This window comes from Streptomyces sp. NPDC032091 (genome assembly GCF_055580265.1).
Window position 1 is genome coordinate 80,745 of sequence record NZ_JBVILR010000026.1, and the last position, 19,961, is coordinate 100,705.

The 19,961-nt window shown below is 73.4% G+C and carries 13 protein-coding genes; 6 read left to right on the forward strand and 7 right to left on the reverse strand.

Annotated features, from left to right (window positions below; translation table 11 throughout):
• Nucleotides 1-10: 10 nt before the first annotated feature.
• The 4 genes from ACZ5NJ_RS32015 to ACZ5NJ_RS32030 all read right to left on the reverse strand — a co-directional run bounded on the left by ACZ5NJ_RS32015 (nt 11) and on the right by ACZ5NJ_RS32030 (nt 8,253).
• Nucleotides 11-3,190, reverse strand: a complete 3,180-nt coding sequence (locus tag ACZ5NJ_RS32015) for a tetratricopeptide repeat protein (RefSeq protein ID WP_468769500.1) — start codon at nt 3,188-3,190, stop codon at nt 11-13.
• A gap of 10 nt (nt 3,191-3,200) precedes the next feature.
• A complete protein-coding gene (locus ACZ5NJ_RS32020) occupies nt 3,201-3,548 on the reverse strand; it encodes a trypco2 family protein (protein WP_468769502.1) in 348 nt (115 codons plus the stop codon).
• Nucleotides 3,549-3,631: 83 nt separating this feature from the next.
• Nucleotides 3,632-5,710, reverse strand: a complete 2,079-nt coding sequence (locus ACZ5NJ_RS32025) for a PIG-L family deacetylase (RefSeq protein ID WP_468769504.1) — start codon at nt 5,708-5,710, stop codon at nt 3,632-3,634.
• A gap of 338 nt (nt 5,711-6,048) precedes the next feature.
• Nucleotides 6,049-8,253 (reverse strand): PIG-L family deacetylase, encoded by a 2,205-nt coding sequence (locus tag ACZ5NJ_RS32030; protein ID WP_468769506.1) that lies wholly within the window; start codon nt 8,251-8,253, stop codon nt 6,049-6,051.
• Nucleotides 8,254-8,555: 302 nt separating this feature from the next.
• Here ACZ5NJ_RS32030 and ACZ5NJ_RS32035 point away from each other — a divergent pair, with 302 nt between their 5' ends.
• The 3 genes from ACZ5NJ_RS32035 (at nt 8,556) to ACZ5NJ_RS32045 (ending at nt 12,568) form a co-directional block, all read left to right on the forward strand.
• The gene (locus ACZ5NJ_RS32035; RefSeq protein ID WP_468769510.1) at nt 8,556-11,543 is read left to right on the forward strand and encodes a bifunctional [glutamine synthetase] adenylyltransferase/[glutamine synthetase]-adenylyl-L-tyrosine phosphorylase; all 2,988 of its coding nucleotides are present in this window, start codon (nt 8,556-8,558) and stop codon (nt 11,541-11,543) included.
• A gap of 4 nt (nt 11,544-11,547) precedes the next feature.
• Nucleotides 11,548-12,036 (forward strand): hypothetical protein, encoded by a 489-nt coding sequence (locus ACZ5NJ_RS32040; protein ID WP_468769512.1) that lies wholly within the window; start codon nt 11,548-11,550, stop codon nt 12,034-12,036.
• Between the two features lie 73 nt (nt 12,037-12,109).
• Complete coding sequence (locus ACZ5NJ_RS32045; protein WP_468769514.1) at nt 12,110-12,568, forward strand: hypothetical protein; 459 nt, start codon at nt 12,110-12,112, stop codon at nt 12,566-12,568.
• Nucleotides 12,569-12,608: 40 nt separating this feature from the next.
• On the opposite strand, the gene ACZ5NJ_RS32050 is transcribed toward ACZ5NJ_RS32045, so the two are convergent.
• From ACZ5NJ_RS32050 to ACZ5NJ_RS32060, 3 genes are all read right to left on the reverse strand, one after another.
• Nucleotides 12,609-13,523, reverse strand: a complete 915-nt coding sequence (locus ACZ5NJ_RS32050; RefSeq protein WP_468769516.1) for a phosphatase PAP2 family protein — start codon at nt 13,521-13,523, stop codon at nt 12,609-12,611.
• A gap of 102 nt (nt 13,524-13,625) precedes the next feature.
• Nucleotides 13,626-14,660 carry a LacI family DNA-binding transcriptional regulator gene (locus ACZ5NJ_RS32055; RefSeq protein ID WP_468769518.1) on the reverse strand — a complete coding sequence of 345 codons (1,035 nt, stop codon included), beginning with the start codon at nt 14,658-14,660 and terminating at the stop codon, nt 13,626-13,628.
• Between the two features lie 26 nt (nt 14,661-14,686).
• On the reverse strand, nt 14,687-16,477 hold the full coding sequence (locus ACZ5NJ_RS32060; RefSeq protein ID WP_468769521.1) for a glycoside hydrolase family 13 protein: 1,791 nt from the start codon (nt 16,475-16,477) through the stop codon (nt 14,687-14,689).
• Between the two features lie 221 nt (nt 16,478-16,698).
• Here ACZ5NJ_RS32060 and ACZ5NJ_RS32065 point away from each other — a divergent pair, with 221 nt between their 5' ends.
• Genes ACZ5NJ_RS32065 through ACZ5NJ_RS32075 form a run of 3 tightly spaced genes read left to right on the forward strand, consistent with a single transcriptional unit; the run spans nt 16,699 to nt 19,888 of the window.
• Nucleotides 16,699-17,973, forward strand: coding sequence for an extracellular solute-binding protein (locus ACZ5NJ_RS32065; RefSeq protein WP_468769523.1), 1,275 nt, complete (start codon nt 16,699-16,701; stop codon nt 17,971-17,973).
• Between the two features lie 8 nt (nt 17,974-17,981).
• Complete coding sequence (locus tag ACZ5NJ_RS32070) at nt 17,982-19,022, forward strand: carbohydrate ABC transporter permease (RefSeq protein ID WP_468769525.1); 1,041 nt, start codon at nt 17,982-17,984, stop codon at nt 19,020-19,022.
• Nucleotides 19,019-19,888 (forward strand): sugar ABC transporter permease, encoded by an 870-nt coding sequence (locus tag ACZ5NJ_RS32075; RefSeq protein WP_468769527.1) that lies wholly within the window; start codon nt 19,019-19,021, stop codon nt 19,886-19,888. The genes ACZ5NJ_RS32070 and ACZ5NJ_RS32075 overlap by 4 nt, the downstream gene beginning before the upstream one ends.
• Nucleotides 19,889-19,961: the final 73 nt, after the last annotated feature.

Below are 19,961 nucleotides of genomic sequence, written 5' to 3' on the forward strand. Positions count from 1 at the left end.
CGGAGGCGTTTCAGGCCTGCCCGTCGTGCTCCAGAGGGGCCCATACGGCCATGGCGTCCCAGGAGGCCGTTGCCTCCGCCATCGCCTCCACCGTCACGGCGCCCGGGCCCACGGCGCTGGTGAGGACGAGCGCGAGGCCACCGGACTGCCGGACGAGGTCGAGGAGCGGCTCCGTGGCCTCGGCCGACCAGGTGGCCGCGAGGGTCGGGACGGCCACCTCGCCCTCGCCCGCGAACACCCGGACGCGGTTCTCCGGCGAAGGGGACGGAACGCCCTTCCACAAGGGTTGCAGGCCGAGAGCGGGGGCGAGGGCGGAGCGGGGACCGTACATCCCCGTGACCGACCACCTCCCCGACGCGTCCGGCCGCAGCTGGGACCATTCCAGGGACGGGTTGACGAAGAGCGCGGGAACGATCCCCGAAGGATGCCGCGGGCTGTGGAGGAAGCCCGTGAAGGACCTCCAGCTGGAACCGGCGTCCTTCACGAAGGTCATGAGCGCGGACTCGTTCCAGCGCGGGTAGCGGCAGGCCCCGAGGTGGAACAGCCGGGCGTCGGCGTGGGCGACGAGGTCGTCCACGTGCAGTGCGGGCACCCCGTCACCCAGGGAGTACCCGCAGCTCAGGCAGTCGCCCGCCCACAGGGACGCCATCAGGACGCGGATCTCCTCCTCGCCCAGGCGCGCGAGCGTATCGCCGCTGACGGCGAGGGAGGGGAGCCCGCCGGATCCGTCCTCGTCCCTCAGGACGGTCCACTCCGGCTCGGCACCCCGCTCGGCCGCCAGTGCCCACCAGCGCTCGCCGGCCGCGAGATCGCCGTTGAGGTACGCCGAGACGCCCGCCATCAGCGCGCCCGCCCCGTTGCCCAGCAGGGCCAGCCGGCGGGCGTCCTCGTCGGCCTTCGCCATGTACCGGGCCGCCGCGTCGGGCTGGTCCCGGGCGAGGAGCGCGCCCGCGTAGGAGAGGCTCGCGACGGGGAGGTCCCCGTCGGCGGCGACGCGCAGGGCCTCCAGGGCCTCGTCGGAGTTCCACTGGGAGCCCATCCACTCCGAGTAGTAGAGGGCGCTGGCCGCGTCGCCGGCCTCCGTTCCCCGGCGCCAGGACTCGACGGCACACTCCTTGTCGCCGAGCCTCTCCTCGGCCAGGCCCAGGGCGCCGAGGGCCTGGCTCTCGCCCCGCTCGACGGCGGTGGTCAGCCAGGCGCGGGCCCGGGTCAGATCGCCGAGCTGCATGTACGTCACGCCCAGGTTGTACGCGCCCATGGCGTCGCCGGCCTCGGCTGCCAGGGCGAACAGCTCCGCCGCGCCCGTGTGGTCCCCCTCCTCGGCCAGGAGCGCCCCGAGGTTGATCAGCCCGTCGGGTTCCCCGGCCTCCGCCAGGGGCCGGAGCACCTCCTTGGCGGTCTCGGGCCGGCCGGCGAACCGTGCCGCCGTGGAGACGAGCGCGCGCCGGGTGTCGTCGACGACCCGGACGACCTCGTCCCAGACCTGGAGCGGGAGCGAGTCGATGCCCGACCTGCGGGCCGCGTCGGAGACGAGGTAGTCGAACGGCTTCCACCGCCCGTGGCCCGCCGGGACCAGGGGGCTCGTGACGCCGAGCACCACGCGGTCCGCCCACCGCCAGGCGTCGGCGAGGGGTTCCGGACGGAGGGCGGGCCCTCCCGCCTCGCTCAGGTAGTGCTCGTGGAGGCGTTCGAGGGACTCGGGAGGCAGGGCCCGGTCCAGCCCGGTCCGCGCCAGGTCCACCGCCGCTGCGACCAGGGCCGCACCGCGGGGGTTGGCTCCGGCGCGGGAGGCGCTCTTGCACAGGGCGAGGATCTGGGGGCCGGCCGCCAGATATTCGGCCAGACCGTAGGCCCGGTCCGCCGAGAGGGCCTGCACCACGCGGGGGTCCGGGTGCCCGGCGGCGGACGCGCGCTCCGCCTCGGTCCACGTCCGCTCCAGCTCCACCCTGCTCGCCGCCCGCACGACGCGGGCGGGTGAACTGGGCAGTCGTGGTCCCGAACTCCCGTCCCCGCCGGACGGATCGGTCCGGCCCGGCGCGTAGTGGTCGTAGAACTCCGAGCGCAGGGTGGCGAGCACGATGACGCCGCCGCGCTTCAGGGCGCTGAGGAGCCGGGGCGTCAGTCCGTCGGGCCGCAGGTAGGCGTGCAGGTCGTCCAGCCAGACCACGCGGCGGCCGCCGTCGGCGCACGCGTACAGGAAGGAGAGGTCGTCGTCGGGGTCGGGACGGCAGACCAGCCGGTCGGGCAGGTTCCGCTTCATGGCCTCCAAGAGGGCCCGGGTCTTCCCGGCGGCGGAGTCGCCGGTGAGCAGAAGGAAGCCGCCGGCGGTGGCCATGTCCGAGATCAGCTGGTCCAGTTCCCCGTCCACGTCACGGGGGATGTGGGCGATGACCTGGGGGAGCCCCGGACCGGCCTGTACGGGGTGGATGCCGTAGTCGACGGGGTCCGCCTCGGCGACGGAGATCCACTCTGCGGCCGGGTACGCCTCCTCGGGGACCGGTACGGGGGTCGCCGCCGGGGCGGGCGTCCGGCTGATGACCGTCAGGCGGGGGCGGATCCCGGTGAACTCCTCGACGGCCCGCTGGAAGCCGGGATCCTCGGCGAAGGCGGAGACGGGAACCGCCTCGACGCGGCTGTGGCCCCACTGCACGGGATCGCCGCTCACCACCCCGACCAGGTGGTGCCCGGCGAAGAGGGCGGCTCCGGACATGCCCTGCCACGGGGAGCCGCCCGGCGCGGACGCCCGTCCGGGCGCCGCGTGGATGCTGTCGAGCACGTAGCGGCCGCTCATGAGCGCCGAGCCGGGTTTGAGCGTGCCGACGAGTTGCTCGGTGTCGGCTCGGGCCCCGCTCCTGCGGGCGGCCTGGGGGTACCCCACGGCCTCGCAGTCCGGCCAGGGGGCGATGTCCTGGATCCGGCCCCACAGGACGTCGGCCGGCGGGCAGGCCGAGGGGTCGGCGACGAGGTCGGCGTCCGCCGCGAGCAGGGCGGCGTCACAGGTGCCGTCGTCGCGTACCCAGACGACGCGGCAGGGCCGGGCCCCCGTCCCGCCGGGCACGGCCGCCCGGACCGCCGCGCCGTCGGCGAGCAGGTGCGCCGAGGTCAGCACCAGCCGCGGGCCGATGAGGTAGCCGCTTCCCTGCCGGGCCGACTGGACGATGGCGATCCGCTGTCCGGCTCGGACGGTCATGCCCCGGCCCTCAGCGCTCGTCCGCCGGCACGGCCGTGAAGTCCCCCAGGTCCACGGCGGAGTCGTTGCCGATGGCGACGGTCTCCCCGTCGGCGGCGGTCTTCGGGCGCAGGGTGATGGAGACCTTGTGGGTCACGGACTTCGCCGCGCTCGCGTGGGTCTCGCCCGCGAGGACCCACGCCTTGAACCCGAGCTTGGCCCCCGCGTCGCGCCGCAGCTCCACGGCGAAGTCGAGGGTGATCCCCTCCACCTCGAAGAGGATGTCCCGTCCCTGCGACTCCGCCGCCGCCGCGACGAGCTGGTCCCGTATGCCCTGTACGGCGGCCGACAGTTCGATGCTGTCCAGCGAAGGCTGCATGCTGTCCGTCTCCTGTTCCACTTCGTTCCGTGATCAGTCACAACGGACGGTACGGGGCGTGGAGTTCCTCGGGGACGGCGGGTTCACGCGGCCGGTGTCGGCAGGATCGCCGGGTGCCAGGTCGGGGTGGGGGTGGTGGGGTGGGGGGTGGTGGTGTGGAGTTGGGCGTCCAGGCCGAGGGCCGTGGTGGTGGGCGTGCCCGTCGAGTCCAGGACCGCCGAGGGGGCGCCCGCGTAGAGCATGCGGGACTCCGTCCACGCCGGGGGGCCGCCCAGGGTGGTCGTGGAGACGGTGCCCGTGTCGGCGCGGCCCGCCAGGAGGCGGCCCGCGACGCCGATCGCGCCGTAGCCCGCCCGGCCGCCGGACTCCGAGACGCCGGAGACCTGCGGGGCGCCCGGGCCGGCGGTGACCAGGGCGCTGCGGACGACCCCGGAGTCGGGGCGGCGGAAGTAGAGGCGGATGCCCGCGCCGTCCCGGGCGGCCGTGAGGGGGACCGTGGTGGCGGGGAGGCCGGTGGGGTACGGGCCGGCGAGCGGGGCGTCCGGGGTGGGCTGGGTCCAGGCCAGGACGGATTTGGTGGTGGTGGCGTAGACGTGGCGGCGGCCCGCCGAGTCCGTGATCACCGCCGGGTCGCTCTGGAGGTCCTCGCCGCCCAGCTTCTGCCAGTCGCCGAAGGCGCCCGAGGGCTGCTGGACGCGGGCCCGCAGGGTCCGCTTCGTGTCGCGGACGTACACGGTCAGCCGGCCCGCCGCGTCGACGGCCGCCGCGGGGGCGCTGATGGCGGAGGTGCCCGGTTCGTCGCCCGGTTCCGGGGTGCCGAGGGACTGCCAGGGGCCGAACGGGCCGTCGGGGGCGGCCTGGACCGCGTACACCACCTCGCGCCGGTAGTCGGCCGGCCGGGGCCCGAGGACGGTACGGGTGGCCAGGACGGCGACGCGGCCGTCGGGGAGGCGGGCGGTGCCGGTGCCGGAGTCGATGCCGGTGCCGGGGAGCAGGTCGGGGCCGGTCCAGGTGCCGGAGCGGTCGCGGGTCCAGACGGCCATCCTGCCGTCGAGGGCGGCGAAGGCCCAGAGGCGGCCGGGGGTGCCCTCGGTGAGCCAGCCGGCGTTGTCGGCGCGGGCGTAGCGCAGGGACTGGGCCCAGTTGCGGCCGGTGGGGCTGCCGGCCACCTTGCGGTCGCCGCAGCCGTCGGGGGAGCCGCAGTAGTCGGCGTGGTCCTGCCAGGCGTACGTCTTGAGGTAGCCGATCTTCGTCTCGGCGGTCTGCGGGTCCAGGGCGTGGGGGAGGGTCCCGTTGTGGTAGCCGAGGTAGTTCTGCACCGAGAAGTGCGGCCGGTCGGCGACCCGTTCGGCGTACGCGGCGGTGGCGGCCTGCACGAAGCGGGCGCCGTACATGTGGTCCTGGTGGTCGGTGTACTTGCCGGTGTCCGGGTACCGGTTGGGCGTCGGGTCCTGCATCCGTATCGTCGTCGGACGGTAGCGCTCCAGGATGCCCGATATGGACTGGACCACCTGGTCCTTGGTGTACGAGAACGGCTGCTTGACCGGGGTGCCGGTGGTGAGCTGGGCGCCCAGCGCCGGTATCTCGCCGTTCCACAGGCCGCGCAGGCTGTCCGGGTTGTCGGCGGCGGGGTTGCGGGCCTCGCGCAGCTGGAACCAGACCAGGTTGACCCGGGGCCGGGCGACGAGGACGTCGAGCTCGGCCTGGCCGCCGCCGGCGGTGGGTATGACCGTGCGCTTCCACGCGCTCGTGCGGTCTCCGGTGGCCATCTGGGCGTAGGCGGAGCGTATGCCGTTCTGCCGGGCCTCCGCGTAGCGGGCGCGGTCGGCGGGCTGCTGGGGGTCCTTGGCCTGGCCGCCGTTGGCCTCGTTGCGGCCGTCGGCCTCGCCGGAGGTGAGGTAGGCGGTGGTGACGGGGAGCCCGGCCAGCAGGGAGCGGCTGAGGTCGGGGTTCATGAAGAACAGGTCGTCGTCCGGGTGGGCGACGACCTGGACGACCGTGCCGGAGGTGGTGCTGGCGGGCAGGAGGGCGGACGGGTCCTTCCCCTGGGTGGCCTCGGCCGCCGTCTGCTGGCCGGAGGCGATGGAGAGCACGCCGGAGGCGCCCAGGGTGAGCATGGGGACGACGGCCGCGAGGAGGAAGCGGCGGCGGGAAACGGGCATCGGTTACGCCTTGGGGTCGTTCCGGACGGGAAGAACCGCTGTGCAGTCACTGAGAGGCGAAATCGGGCGAGTTGGTTCACCGATTCCACCGATGACGCGCGTTTTCCGAAAACGACCGGGTGTGATTGTGCACGGGCGGCGGCGTCCGTGCGCAGGTCCGCCCGGATCGTGGACGCCTCCCGGCCCCGGGGCGGGCAAGGACGGTCCGGATGCGGGGTGTTGGTACTGGTCTGGCACGGATGGTGTCTGTCCAGACGGTGCGCCGGATATGCCGGGGCCGGGGGCGGGCTGGGGGCGGGCCGGTGTGGGCAGGGGGCGGGTGGGGGCGCGTGGGGGCGTTACGGGGTGTTGCGCGGTCCCACCGGCTGCCACGGCGCCAGGTAGGCGTCCGGCTCGTCCGCGGACGAGGTGACGTACAGCCGCGCGTCGAGGCCCACCACCGCCAGGCCGACCAGGTTCTTCCCGATCATGGTGCTGGACGGGGCGCCCACGAACATCAGCGGCGAGCGCTGCCAAGGCTGCCCCTCGCCGACGTCCGAGCCGAGCGTCCCGCCCGCCGAGCGGCCGGCCAGGACGTGTCCGCTCGCGGTCACGGCGCCGAAGCCCTGGAGCCCGCCGAGGTCGGTGAGGCCGGTCGCCTTCAGGCCCTCGTCGCCGCCGGTCATCAGGGCGGTGCGGACGTTGCCGGAGCCGGGCTTGCGGAACCAGACGCGTACGCCGCCCTCGCGGCCCTCGGCCGTGATCGGGAGGGTGGTCTCGGGCAGGCCGGTGGGGGTGGCGGGGCCGAGCGGGGCGCCGGGTCCGGGCTGGAGCCAGCCGGTGACCGACTTGGTGGTGGCGGCGAAGACCATCCGCCGGCCGGCCCCGTCGGTGCCGGTGACCGGGGTGCCGTGCAGGTCGGTGCCGCCGTGGGCCTCCCAGGGGCCCCAGGCGCCGTCCGGGCCCTGGACGCGGCCGCGCAGGGTGGAGGCGCCGTCGCGCACGTAGACGGCGAGGGCGCCGGCGCCGTCGACGGACACGGCGGGCGCGCTGATGTCGGAGGTCCAGTCGGCGTCGGCGGCCTCGGGGGTGCCCAGCGACTCCCAGGGGCCGAACTCCTCGGAGCCGGGGGCCTGCTGGACGGCGTAGACGACCTCGCGCCGGTAGTCGGCGGGCCGGTCGCCGAAGGAGGTGCGGGTGCCGAAGGCGGCTATTCGGCCGTCCTTGAGGGTGACGGTGGATATGCCCTGGTCCATCCCGGTTCCGGGGAGGAGGGTCGGGCCGGTCCAGCGGCCTATGAGGCCCTTGCGGTGCCAGAGGGCGGCCTGGCCGTCGAGGACCTTGAAGGCCCACAGGCCGTGCTCGGCGTCGGAGGACAGCCAGGTGGTGCCGGTGCCGCGGGCGTAGTTGATGGACTGGGTCCAGCCGTTGCCCGAGGGGTGCTCGGCGACCTTGAGGTCCCCGCAGCCGGCCTCGCTGCCGCAGTGGTTCTCCTTGTCCAGCCAGGCGTAGGTGTCCAGGATGTCCAGCTTCTCCTTGGCCTCGACGGGGCCGAGGGCGCGGGGCAGGGAGCCGTTGAAGTAGCCGACGTAGTTCTGGACGGCGAAGTGCGGGCGCTCCTTGAACCGCTCCGCGTACGCGGCGGTGGCCATCTGCACGAACCGGGCGCCGTAGAAGTGGTCCTGGTGGTCGGTGTAGCGCTTGGTGTCGTGGAAGCGGCCGGGGGTCGGGTCCTGGGTGCGGACGGTGGTGGGCCGGTACCGCTCCAGGATGCCGACGATCGTCTCGACGACCTGCTCCTTGGTGTCCGCGAACCCCTGCCGGACGGGGCTGCCGGAGGCGAGCACCGACTCCAGCCGCGGTACCTTGCCGTCCCACAGGCCGTGGAGGCTGTCGGGGACGTCCTGGTAGACGTTGCCGGCCTCGCGCAGCTGGAGCCAGACGAGGTTGATCTGGGGCCGGGCGACGAGGACGTCGACCTCGGCGTGGCCGCCGCCCTTGGTCGGGATGACGGTGCGCTTCCAGGCGCTGCTGCGGTCGCCGGTGGCCATCTTGGCGTAGGCGGCGCGGATGCCGTTCTGCCGGGCCTCGGCGTAGGCGGGCTTGTCGGGCCGGGTGGAGGCCGCCTTGCCGGCGCCGGCGTTGACGCCGTCGGCCTCGCCGGAGGTGAGGTAGACGGAGGTCACCGGGTGGCCGGCGGTGATGGAGTACCCCAGGTCGGGGTTCATGAAGTACAGGTCGTCGTCGGGGTGCGCGACGATCTGGAGCACCCGGCCGGGGTCGGGGGCGTCGGGGGAGGCGGCGGCGGAGCTCCGGGGGTCGGCGGTGGCGGGCGTGTCGAGTCCGGTGAGGGCCTCGTTGCCGCGGAGGACGAGCATGCCTCCGGCGGCGGTGGCGGCGAGGAGGGCGACGGCCTTGACGACCGCGCGGGCGCGGGGGTGTCCGACGTGGTGGTGGCCGTGCCGGACGGTCGCGGCGGCCTCGCGGGCCGCCCCGGGAGCGGTGGGGGCGGGGTCGGGGGAGGGCGCGGAGGCAGGGCGCGAGGACGGGGGTCCGTCGGACATGGGGCTCCTCGCGGCCGGTCGGGCGGGGACCGGGCCCCTGACGCACAGATCTAGAGAGCTATAAGTAAGCAGATAATCCGATAATCCGCCTCATGATATCGGCCACGGTGCCCGGTGAGTCGAACGCCTGCTCCGGCTAGGCTCCCTCCGGGAGAGGACCGGCCCACGGGCGGAACCGGACCGACGGCACCGGCCGACCGGCGGCCACACCGGCCGACCGGGGCGGCACCGGCCGACCGGCGGCGCCGGGCCCGGACCGGCAGGCAGGCAGGCACGCAGCGACAGACTCGGGAGGCGGCGGGATGACAGTCCCGGGACGCAGGAGCAGTACCTTCATCCGGCTGCTGCGGAGCGGATTCACCGATCCCACCGCCGCGTCCCGGCTCCTCGACGCCGACGCGCTGGCCGCCGTACGCACCGACCCCGTGCTCCTCGACGCCCTCGGCGCCACCGCCGACCCCGACCTCGCCCTCCTCGGCCTCGTCCGCCTCGCCGAGGCCCAGACCGCCGAGGACCTCCCCCTCCTCCTCGACACCCTCGTCGCCGCCAAACCCCTGCGCGACCGCCTCCTCGGCGTCCTCGGCGCCTCCGAAGCCCTCGCCGACCACCTCGCCCGCCACCCCCGCGACTGGCAGGCCCTGGTCACCTACGAGGCCGCCGACCTGCACCCGGGCCTGCCCGAGTTCGAACGCGGCCTCGCCGACGCCCACGACCCCGTCGCCCTGCGCGTCGCCTACCGCCGCTGCCTGCTCTCCATCGCCGCCCGCGACGTCTGCGCGACGATAGACGTCGCCCAGACCGCCGCCGAGCTCGCCGACCTCGCCACCGCCACCCTCCGCGCCGCCCTGCGCATCGCCTCCGCCGCCGCCCCCCAGGACGCCGCCGCCTGCCGGCTCGCCGTCATCGCCATGGGCAAGTGCGGCGGCAACGAACTCAACTACGTCTCCGACGTCGACGTGATCTTCGTCGGCGAGGCCGTGCCCGGCACCGACGAGGGCAAGGGCATCCAGGCCGCCACCCGCCTCGCCTCCCACCTCGTGCGGATCTGCTCCGAGACCACCGTCGAGGGCACCATCTGGCCCGTCGACGCCAACCTCCGCCCCGAGGGCCGCAACGGCCCCCTCGTCCGCACCCTCGCCTCCCATGTGGCCTACTACCAGCGCTGGGCCAAGACCTGGGAGTTCCAGGCCCTCCTCAAGGCCCGCGCCGTCGCCGGCGACCCCGAACTCGGCGCCCAGTACATCGACGCCATAACGCCGCTGGTCTGGCAGGCCGCCGAACGCGAGAACTTCGTCGCCGACGTCCAGAAGATGCGCCGCCGCGTCGTCGACAACATCCCCGCCTCCCAGATCGACCGCGAACTCAAACTCGGCCCCGGCGGCCTGCGCGACGTCGAGTTCGCCGTCCAGCTCCTCCAGCTCGTCCACGGCCGCAGCGACACCAGCCTCCGCTCCGGCACCACCCTCGACGCCCTCCACGCCCTCGCCGCCGGCGGCTACGTCGGCCGCGCCGACGCCGCCCAGCTCCACGACGCGTACCGCTTCCTGCGCACCATGGAACACCGCATCCAGCTGTACCGGCTCCGCCGCACCCACCTCGTCCCCGAGGACGAGACCGACCTGCGCCGCCTCGGCCGCTCCATGGGCCTGCGCACCGAACCCGTCGCCGAACTCAACAAGGCCTGGCGCCGGCACGCCTCCGTCGTCCGCCGCCTCCACGAGAAGCTCTTCTACCGGCCCCTCCTCGACGCCGTCGCCCAGCTCGCCCCCGGCGAGACCCGGCTCTCCCCGGCCGCCGCCGGCCAGCGCCTCGAAGCCCTCGGCTACGCCGACCCGGCCTCCGCCCTGCGCCACCTCGAAGCCCTCGCCTCCGGCGTCAGCCGCAAGGCCGCCATCCAGCGCACCCTGCTGCCCGTCCTCCTCGGCTGGTTCGCCGACTCCGCCGACCCCGACGCCGGCCTCCTCAACTTCCGCAAGGTCTCCGACGCCCTCGGCAAGACACCCTGGTACCTGCGGCTGCTGCGCGACGAGGGCGCCGCCGCCGAGAACCTCGCCCGGGTGCTGTCCGCCGGCCGCCTCGCCCCCGACCTCCTCATGCGCGCCCCCGAGGCCGTCGCCCTCCTCGGCGACCCCGACAACCTCCAGCCCCGTACGCCGGAGGCCCTGGAGCAGGAGGTGCTCGCCGCCGTCGGCCGCGCCGACAGCGGCGAGGCCGCCGTCGCCGCCGCCCGCGGGGTCCGCCGCCGCGAGCTCTTCCGTACCGCCGCCGCCGACATCATCGCCTCCTACGGCACCGAGGACACCCCCGCCGAGAAGGACTGCGGCGCCCTCGTCGACCGGGTCGGCGACGCCGTCTCCGAACTCACCGCCGCCACCATCGCCGGAGCCCTGCGCGCCGCCGTCCGCGACCACTGGGGCGAGACCCTCCCCACCCGCTTCGCCGTCATCGGCGTCGGCCGCTTCGGCGGGCACGAGCTCGGCTACGGCTCCGACGCCGACGTCCTCTTCGTCCACGACCCCCGCGAGGGCGTCGACGAACAGGAGGCCGCCAAGGCCGCCCAGACCGTCATCGCCGAGATGCGCAGGCTGCTCCAGCTGCCCACCGCCGACCCGCCGCTCCTCATCGACGCCGACCTGCGCCCCGAGGGCCGCTCTGGCCCCCTAGTGCGCACCCTCGCCTCCTACGCCGCCTACTACCGGCGCTGGTCCCTGACCTGGGAGAGCCAGGCCCTGCTGCGCGCCGAGCCCGTCGCGGGCGACGCCGACCTGGGCCGCACCTTCATCGACCTGATCGACCCGATGCGCTACCCCGCCGGGGGCCTCGGCGAGGAAGCGGTGCGCGAGATCCGGCGTCTCAAGGCCCGCATGGAGTCCGAACGCCTCCCGCGCGGCGCCGACCCCACCCTCCACACGAAGCTCGGCCGCGGCGGCCTCAGCGACGTCGAGTGGACCGTCCAGCTCCTCCAGATGCGGCACGCCTGGTCCGAACCCGGCCTGCGCACCACCCGCACCCGCCAGGCCCTGGCCGCCGCCCACACCGCCGGCCTGATCCCGGCGGAGGAGGCCCAGATCCTCGACGAGGCCTGGGTCCTGGCGACCCGCGTCCGCAACGCCGTGATGCTGGTCCGCGGCCGCGCCGGCGACACCTTCCCCACGGACGCCCGCGAACTGGCGGCCGTCGGCCGCTACCTCGGCTACCCGGAGGGCAGGGTTGGCGAAATGCTGGAGGAATACCGCCGCACCACCCGCCGAGCCCGCGCGGTCGTCGACGACCTCTTCTACGGGGCGTGAGCCGATGAGGGAGGGGCGTCCCCCGCTCGGTCTGCTGGCCGGTGCTCTGGCCGTGGCCGCCGGGCTCGTCGCCGGGTGTGCCGGTGGGGCGGCGGAGGCGCGGAGGGTGCCCTACTGGATGGACGGGGTCACCGTGGACGCGGTGGCCGAGCATCTGAAAGTCGGGCTTCCCGCCACCGCGACCGAGGCCACGGCCGCCCGGCAGAGGGGGCACGACGACTTGTTCCTCCTGTCGTTCGTCCTGCCCACCGCGGAGGTGGACGGCTTCCTCGACGGGCTGGAACCGGAGCACCCGCTGCGGCCCGGGGCGCCCTTCGCCGGGGAGGCCAAGCTCTTCGACCGTCTCGGACTGCCGGACCCGGGTTCCGTGCCCGGTGTCCGGGAGACACAGGTGTGCGCCCCCTGTGTGAAGCGTGACCTCGACTTCCTCCAGCTCGCGGTGACCGCAGTGGACGAGAAGAGCAGCCGGGTGTACATCAGGGCCGTCGACTGAGGCCGGCCGAGTCTGACAGGGGACGGGGATCAGGTTGAAACGCGGAGGACGGTTCCGGGCGTGGTGCGGGGTGATGCTGCTGGTGGCCGCGGGGTTCAGTGCCGGGTGCACGGCGGGGTCGGCGCCGTTGAGGACGGTGCCGTACTGGGTGGACGGGGTCACCACCGCGGAGGTGGTCCGGACGCTTCAGGTGGAGGTGCCGCCGTCCGCGAGCGATCTGCGGTCCGGCTACCGGAAGGGGTTCCAGGATGACGAGCTCCTCCTGGCGTTCGTCCTGCCCAGCGCCGACGTGGACGGCTTCCTCGCGCGGCTGAAGCCGCAGGAGCCGGTGAAGGCGGGCCCGAAGTCCTTCGCCGGGCCCCAGCCGGTGGCGCCCTTCGCGCACGTCGGCCTGCCCGAACCGGATTCCGTGCCCGGCGTCCGCACGGCACAGGTGTGCGCACCGTGTGCGGGACAGGTCGACTTCATGCACGTGGCGGTCGCGCGGGTGGACGACAGGACCAGCCGGGTGTACCTCCAGGCCGCCGACTGAGGCCGCCCGGCCCCTGGCCTCCGGCCCCCCGGCCGGGGGGTCAGGTTCGGCGGAGGCGGTTCAGGACGGCTGCCGTCGCCGGGTGCGGGGTGGTGTCCAGGGGGCTGCGGGGGAGGCGGTGGGGGAGGGCGCCGTACCAGGCGCGGGAGGCCGTGTAGCCGAAGGCCAGGCAGAGCATGCCGCCGACGGCGTCCAGCCAGAAGTGGTTCGCCGTGGAGACGATGACGACCAGGGTCGCCGCCGGGTAGAGGAGGCCCAGGATCCGGGCCCAGGGGGCCGAGGCGACCGCGAAGATGGTCAGCCCGCACCAGAGCGACCACCCTATGTGCATGGACGGCATCGCGGCGTACTGGTTCGACATGTGCTTGAGGTTCCCCGAGGCCATCGACCCCCAGGTGTGGTGCACCAGCACGGTGTCGACGAAGCGGCCCCCGTTCATCAGCCGGGGCGGCGCGAGCGGGAAGAAGTAGTAGCCGAGCAGGGCCACGCCCGTGGTGGCGAAGAGGACGAAGCGGGTGGCCGCGTAACGGCCGGGATGGAAGCGGTAGATCCACACCAGCACGAACACCGTCACGATGAAGTGCAGCGTGGCGTAGTAGTAGTTCATGCCCACGACGAGCCACGTCACCGAGTTGACGGCGTGGTTGACGGACTGCTCCACCGCGATGCCCAGGCCCCGCTCGACGCTCCAGATCCAGTCGGCGTTCGCGAGCGCGGCGGCCTTCTGCTCGGGGACCGCGTTGCGGATCAGCGAGTACGTCCAGTAGCTGATGCCGATCAGCAGCACCTCGAACCAGATCCGCGGCCGGCGCGGCGCCCGCAGCCGGGTGAGGAGGGAGCGGTCCGGTGCCGGACGGGTTCCGTCCGCGGCCACCGCGGGTGACACGGCGTCCGTGCTGGTGGTGCCCCCGGCGGTGGCCGGGGTTTCCAGTGTCTTCACGCTCGCTTCACCCATGGGGAGAGAGTCTGCCAGATGCGTCCTCGCCTCCGATCATCCCTCGGGACGGTCTTCCGCGCCCGTCCTCCGCCCTGCGGAGGACACGCCCCCGAAGGCCCGCTACCCTGCCCCGCGCCGCTGTCCGGGGCCGGACGCCGTGGAGCCGCGCACCACCAGTTCCGGCAGGAACACGAACTCGCTGTGCGGGGCCGGCGTACCGCCGATCTCCTCCAGCAGGGTGCGCACCGCCGCCTGCCCCATGGCCTGCACGGGCTGGCGGATGGTGGTCAGCGGCGGATCGGTGAACGCTATGAGCGGGGAGTCGTCGAAGCCGACCACCGAGACGTCCTGCGGCACCCGCAGCCCCTGCTGGCGCGCGGCCCGGATCGCGCCGAGCGCCATCATGTCGCTGGCGCAGACGACGGCCGTGCAGCCGCGGGCGATGAGCGCGGCCGCGGCGGCCTGGCCGCCCTCCAGGGTGTAGAGGGAGTGCTGGATCAGCTCCTCGGTCCCGGCTTCGTCGAGCCCGAGCCGCTCCCGCATCGCGAGCCGGAAGCCCTCGATCTTGCGCAGCACGGGCACGAACCGCTTCGGGCCGACCGCGAGGCCGATCCGGGTGTGCCCCAGCGCCGTGAGGTGGGTCACCGCCAGGTGCATGGCGGCCCGGTCGTCGGGGGAGACGAAGGGGGCCCGCACCTTGTCGGAGAAGCCGTTGATCAGGACGTACGGGACGCCCTGGCCGCGCAGCTGGTCGTAGCGGCCCATGTCGGCGGTGGTGTCGGCGTGCAGGCCGGAGACGAAGATGATCCCGGAGACCCCGCGGTCCACCAGCATCTCGGTCAGCTCGTCCTCGGTGGACCCGCCGGGCGTCTGCGTGGCCAGCACGGGCGTGTAGCCCTGCCGGGTCAGCGCCTGGCCGATGACCTGCGCGAGCGCGGGGAAGATGGGGTTGTCCAGCTCGGGGGTTATCAGCCCGACCAGCCCGGCACTGCGCTGCCGCAGCCGTACGGGCCGCTCGTAGCCGAGCACGTCGAGCGCGGCCAGCACGGACTCACGGGTGCCTGCGGCCACGCCGGGCTTGCCGTTGAGCACGCGGCTGACTGTGGCTTCGCTGACCCCCGCCTGGGCTGCGATGTCGGCAAGCCGTGCGGTCACGGGATTGGACTGTACCGGTAGGCGGCTCACAAAGCCCACCACGTGCAGGAATCAGGGGGAAGACGGACGGTGCGGCCGTCGGTCTCGACCGGGGCGCTGGAGAGGACGGGGCGGCCCGGGCTCGGCATCTGCACGGGGACGGGACGGGTGTTGAGGGTGCAGGCGAAGCCGGGCCGGGTGAAGAGGAGCACCCCCTCGGGGGCCGGCCGCCAGCGCATGCCCCGGGCGAAGACCGCGGGTCCCGCCCCCGTACCGGGCCAGTCCTCGGCCGGGCCGCCCTGATCGGACCGCGCGCCGGGCCCGGCCTGGCCGGCCTCGACCGCGCCCAGGCCCGGCAGGGCGCGGCGCAGCTCCAGGGCGGCGCGGTAGAGCTCCAGGGTGGAGTGCGGGTCGCCGGTCTGCGCGGCGACGGTGAGCCCGCCCCACCCCTCGGGCTGCGGAAGCCAGGTGCCGCCGGGCCCGAACCCGTACGGGGCCTCGTGCCCGGACCAGGGGAGGGGCACCCGGCACCCGTCGCGGAGCCCGTCCTGGCCGTCGGCCGCGTCCCGCCCCTCGGCCCCGTCCCGGCCGGCCGCCCCGTCGGCCCCCGCCGGGCCCCCGTCGGCCCCCGTGCGGGGGCGGCGGCGGAAGGCCGGGTCTCGGCGGGTCTCCGCCGGGAGGTCGGTGACCTCCGGGAGGCCGAGTTCCTCGCCCTGGTAGATGTACGCCGACCCCGGCAGGGCCAGCATCAGCAGCGCCGCCGCCCGCGCCCGGGCCAGCCCCTGCGCCCCGCCCCCGTACCGCGTCACGTGCCGTACGACGTCGTGGTTGGACAGCACCCACGTCGTCGGCGCCCCCACCGCCGAGGTCGCGGCCAGGGACTCGTCGATGACCGTCCGCATCGCCGCCGGGTCCCAGGGGCAGTTCAGGAACCGGAAGTTGAACGCCTGGTGCAGCTCGTCGGGCCGCACGTACAGCGCCAGCCGCTCCGAGGTCGGCGCCCACGCCTCGGCGACCCCGATCCGCCCGCCCCCGTACGAGTCGAGGAGGCGCCGCCAGGAGCGGTGGATGGCGTGCACCCCGTCCTGGTCGAAGAAGGGGAGCGCCTCGGTGCCGATCAGCGTGGCCTGCGCGCCCCGGCCGATGTCCGGCAGACCGGGGGCCTTCACCATGCCGTGGGCCACGTCCACCCGGAACCCGTCCACCCCGAGGTCCAGCCAGAACCGCAGCACCGAGGCGAACTCCTCCGCCACCTCCGGGTGCTCCCAGTCCAGGTCGGGCTGCTCGGGCGCGAACAGGTGCAGGTACCACTCCCCGTCCGCGACCCGCGTCCAGGCGGGCCCGCCGAAGACGGACTCCCAGTCGTTCGGCGGCAGCGAGCCGTCGACCCCGCGCCCGGGCCGGAACAGGTACCGCTCCCGGGCGCCGGGCACGCCGGCGAGGGCCTCCTGGAACCAGGGGTGCCGCTCGGAGGTGTGGTTCGGCACCACGTCCACGATCACCCGCAGGCCGAGCGCGTGCGCCGCCCGGACGAGGTCGTCGGCGTCGGCGAGGTCGCCGAAGAGCGGGTCGACGGCCCGGTAGTCGGCGACGTCGTAGCCGCCGTCCGCCTGCGGGGACACGTAGAAGGGGGTCAGCCACACCGCGTCCACGCCGAGCCGGGCCAGGTGCGGGAGCCGCTCGCGCACCCCGCGCAGGTCCCCGATCCCGTCGCCGTCGCTGTCAGCGAAGGAGCGGACGTACACCTGGTAGATGACGGCATCGCGCCACCAGCCGCCGCTCACGGCCGGGTCGCTGGAAGTTCTTGCAAGCGGGAGGGCCGTCAACTCGTGGTTCATACCGCAGTCAACGCGCCTGCACACCCCGTGGTTGCGGGCCGGGGAATCGAAGCGCCCTCGAACTAACAGCAAGCTGCGGCAACCGTAGGGACACACGGATGTAACGATCCCCTCCGCTTGCAGAAAATTGCCGCAAGGTCTTTCCGTCAGCTTTCAGGCTTGTTACGTTCCCTGCAACTCGGGACCGCGAGGGCGCGGCCGGGATCATCGAAGGAGTTCATATGCGGCGTGGCATAGCGGCCACCGCGCTGGTCGCGACCCTGGCGCTCGCGGCGACGGGTTGCGGCGGTGACACCAAGGACGTCGGTGGAGAGACGAAGGCCGGCGGCGAGCTGACCGGCACCGTCACCTGGTGGGACACCTCCAACGAGGCCGAGAAGGCGAGCTTCCAGAAGATCGCCGAGGCGTTCACCGCGAAGCACCCCAAGGTGACCGTCAAGTACGTCAACGTGCCCTACGGCGACGCCCAGAACAAGGTCAAGAACGCCTTCAGCAGCGGCGCCGACGCCCCTGACGTGATCCGCGCCGACGTCGGCTGGGTCGCCGACTTCGCCTCCCTCGGCTACCTCGACGAGGTCCCGGCCGACCAGGTCAAGAAGGTCGAGGCCGAGTTCCTCCCGCAGGCCGCCGCCAGCGGGAAGTTCGACGGCAAGACGTACGCCGTCCCCCAGGTCATCGACACCCTCGGCCTCTTCTACAACAAGAAGATGCTCGCCGACGCCGGCGTCCAGCCCCCCAAGACCCTGGAGGAGCTGAAGACCGCCGCCGCCGCGATCAAGGCCAAGACCGGCAAGACCGGCCTCTACCTGCGCGGCGACGACTCCTACTGGTTCCTGCCGTTCATCTACGGCGAGGGCGGCGACCTCGTCGACGCCAAGAACAAGACCGTCACCGTCGACGGCCCCGCCGGCGTGAAGGCCTTCAAGGCCGCCCGTGACCTGGTCGCCTCCGGCGCCGCGGTCACCAACGCCACCGACGGCTGGACTAACATGCAGACCGCCTTCAAATCCGGGGAGGTCGCGATGATGATCAACGGCCCCTGGGCGGTCGAGGACAGCTACGCCGGCGAGCAGTTCAAGGACAAGTCCAACCTCGGCATCGCCACCGTCCCGGCCGGTTCCGTCAAGGCCGGCGCCCCGCAGGGCGGCCACGACCTCGCCGTGTACGCCGGCTCCAAGAACACCGCCGCCGCGCACGCCTTCGTCGAGTACATGACCTCCCAGGAGGTCCAGGTCCGGTCCGCCAAGGAGCTGAGCCTGCTGCCGACGCGCACCGCCGCCTACGAGCAGCCGGACGTCAAGAACAGCGAGATGGTCCAGTTCTTCAAGCCGGCCGTCGACCAGTCCGTCCAGCGCGCCTGGATCCCGGAGAACGGCTCCCTCTTCGAGCCGCTGAAGGTCGAGTACACCAAGGCCGTCACCGGGGCGTCGAGCCCCGAGGACGCGGCCAAGGCGGCCGGCGTCGAGTTCCGCAAGATCCTCAAGGGCTGGAAGTAGTACGCACGATGGCTGCCGACACCAGCCGGTCGGTGACCGAGGCCGCGGCCGGCGAGACGACCCTCGCCGACCGCGGCCCCGGCCGCACGACTGCCAAGACCGCAACCGCCGCCCGGAGCCCGCGCGGCGGCCTCGGCCGTGCCCTCGCCACGCACTGGTACGCCTGGGCCATGGTCGCCCCGGTCGTCCTCGTCCTCGGCGTCATCGTCGGCTGGCCGCTCGTCCGCGGCGTCTACCTGTCGCTGACCAACGCCAGCGAGCGCAACGTCTCCCGGACGATCGGCGTGCGGCACATCGAGGCCACGTACGAGTTCGTCGGCTTCGACAATTACGCGGCGGTCCTCGGCGACCCCGTCTTCTGGCAGCGGCTGGTGTGGACGGTGGTGTGGACCGTCGCCTGCGTCTCGGTCACCTTCGCCCTCGGCCTCGGCCTGGCCACCGTCCTCAACCGGCAGTTCCGCGGCCGCGCCGCCTACCGGATGGCGCTCATCCTGCCCTGGGCCGTGCCCGGCTTCGTCTCCGTCTTCGCCTGGCGGTTCCTCTTCAACCGCGACAACGGCATCCTCAACAAGATCCTCGACGGCGGGGGGATCGCGGCCGTCCCGTGGCTCGACGACCCGACCTGGGCCAAGGTCTCCGTCATCGCCGTCAACGTCTGGCTCGGCGTGCCGTTCATGATGGTCGCCCTGCTCGGCGGACTCCAGTCGATCCCTGCGGAGCTCTACGAGGCCGCCGAGATGGACGGCGCCGGACCGTGGCAGCGGTTCCGGCACATCACCCTGCCGGGGCTGCGCGCCGTCAGCATGACGGTGATCCTGCTCTCCACCATCTGGACCTTCAACATGTTCCCGGTGATCTTCCTGCTCACGCGGGGCGGCCCCGGCGACTCCACCGAGATCCTCGTCACCCAGGCCTTCCGCCAGGCCTTCGTCGCCAGCCCGCGCGACTTCGCCGGCTCCGCGACCTGGGGCGTGCTGATCCTCGGTCTGCTCATGATCTTCGCGCTGGTCTACCGGCGCTCGCTGCGCAAGCAGGGAGAGGTGTGGTGACCGTGTCCGACGCCGCCATCCGGTCCAAGGGGGCCCGTCCGCGGGGTGCGCGGTCGCCGCTCGCCTCCTTCGGACTGCACGCCACGCTCCTCGTCGCGTCCGTCATCGCCGTCTTCCCGGTGCTGTGGATCCTGCTGACCTCGCTGAAGCCCGCGAAGTACGCCATCAGCACGGACTTCGTGAAGGAACCGACGCTCGACAACTACTCCGCCCTGCTGGAGTCCAGCCACTTCCTGAGCTGGTTCTGGAACTCCGTGCTGGTGGCGGGCGTGACGACGGTGCTGGGCGTGTTCATCGCCGCCACCACCGGCTACGCCGTCAGCCGCTTCAGGTTCCCGGGCATGAAGCCGCTCATGTGGACCCTGCTCATCACGCAGATGTTCCCGATGGCCATCCTCATCGTCCCGCTCTACAACCTGATGGGCGACCTCGGGCTGCTCAACCAGCCCCTCGGCCTGATCATCACGTACCTCACCATCGCCGTGCCGTTCTGCGCGTGGATGATGAAGGGCTTCTTCGACACCATCCCGGTCGAGATCGACGAATCGGGACGGGTCGACGGGCTCAACCCCTTCGGCACCTTCTGGCGCCTGATCCTCCCGCTCGCCCGGCCCGGTCTGGCCGTCACCGGCTTCTACGCCTTCATCACCGCGTGGGGCGAAGTCGCGTACGCCTCGGCCTTCATGGTCGGCGAGGAGAACCTCACCCTCGCCGGCGGCCTCCAGACCTTCGTCACGCAGTACACGTCCAACTGGGGTGCGATGAGCGCGGCTTCCGTCCTCATCGCCATCCCCGCGGCCGTCTTCTTCCTGTTCGCCCAGCGTCACCTCGTCGCCGGTATGACGGCGGGCGCCACCAAGGGCTGACCGACCCGGCGTTCTCCAGCCCCGGGTTCCGCTCCCGCGCCCGTCGTACGACCACCGGCCCGATCTCTCCAAG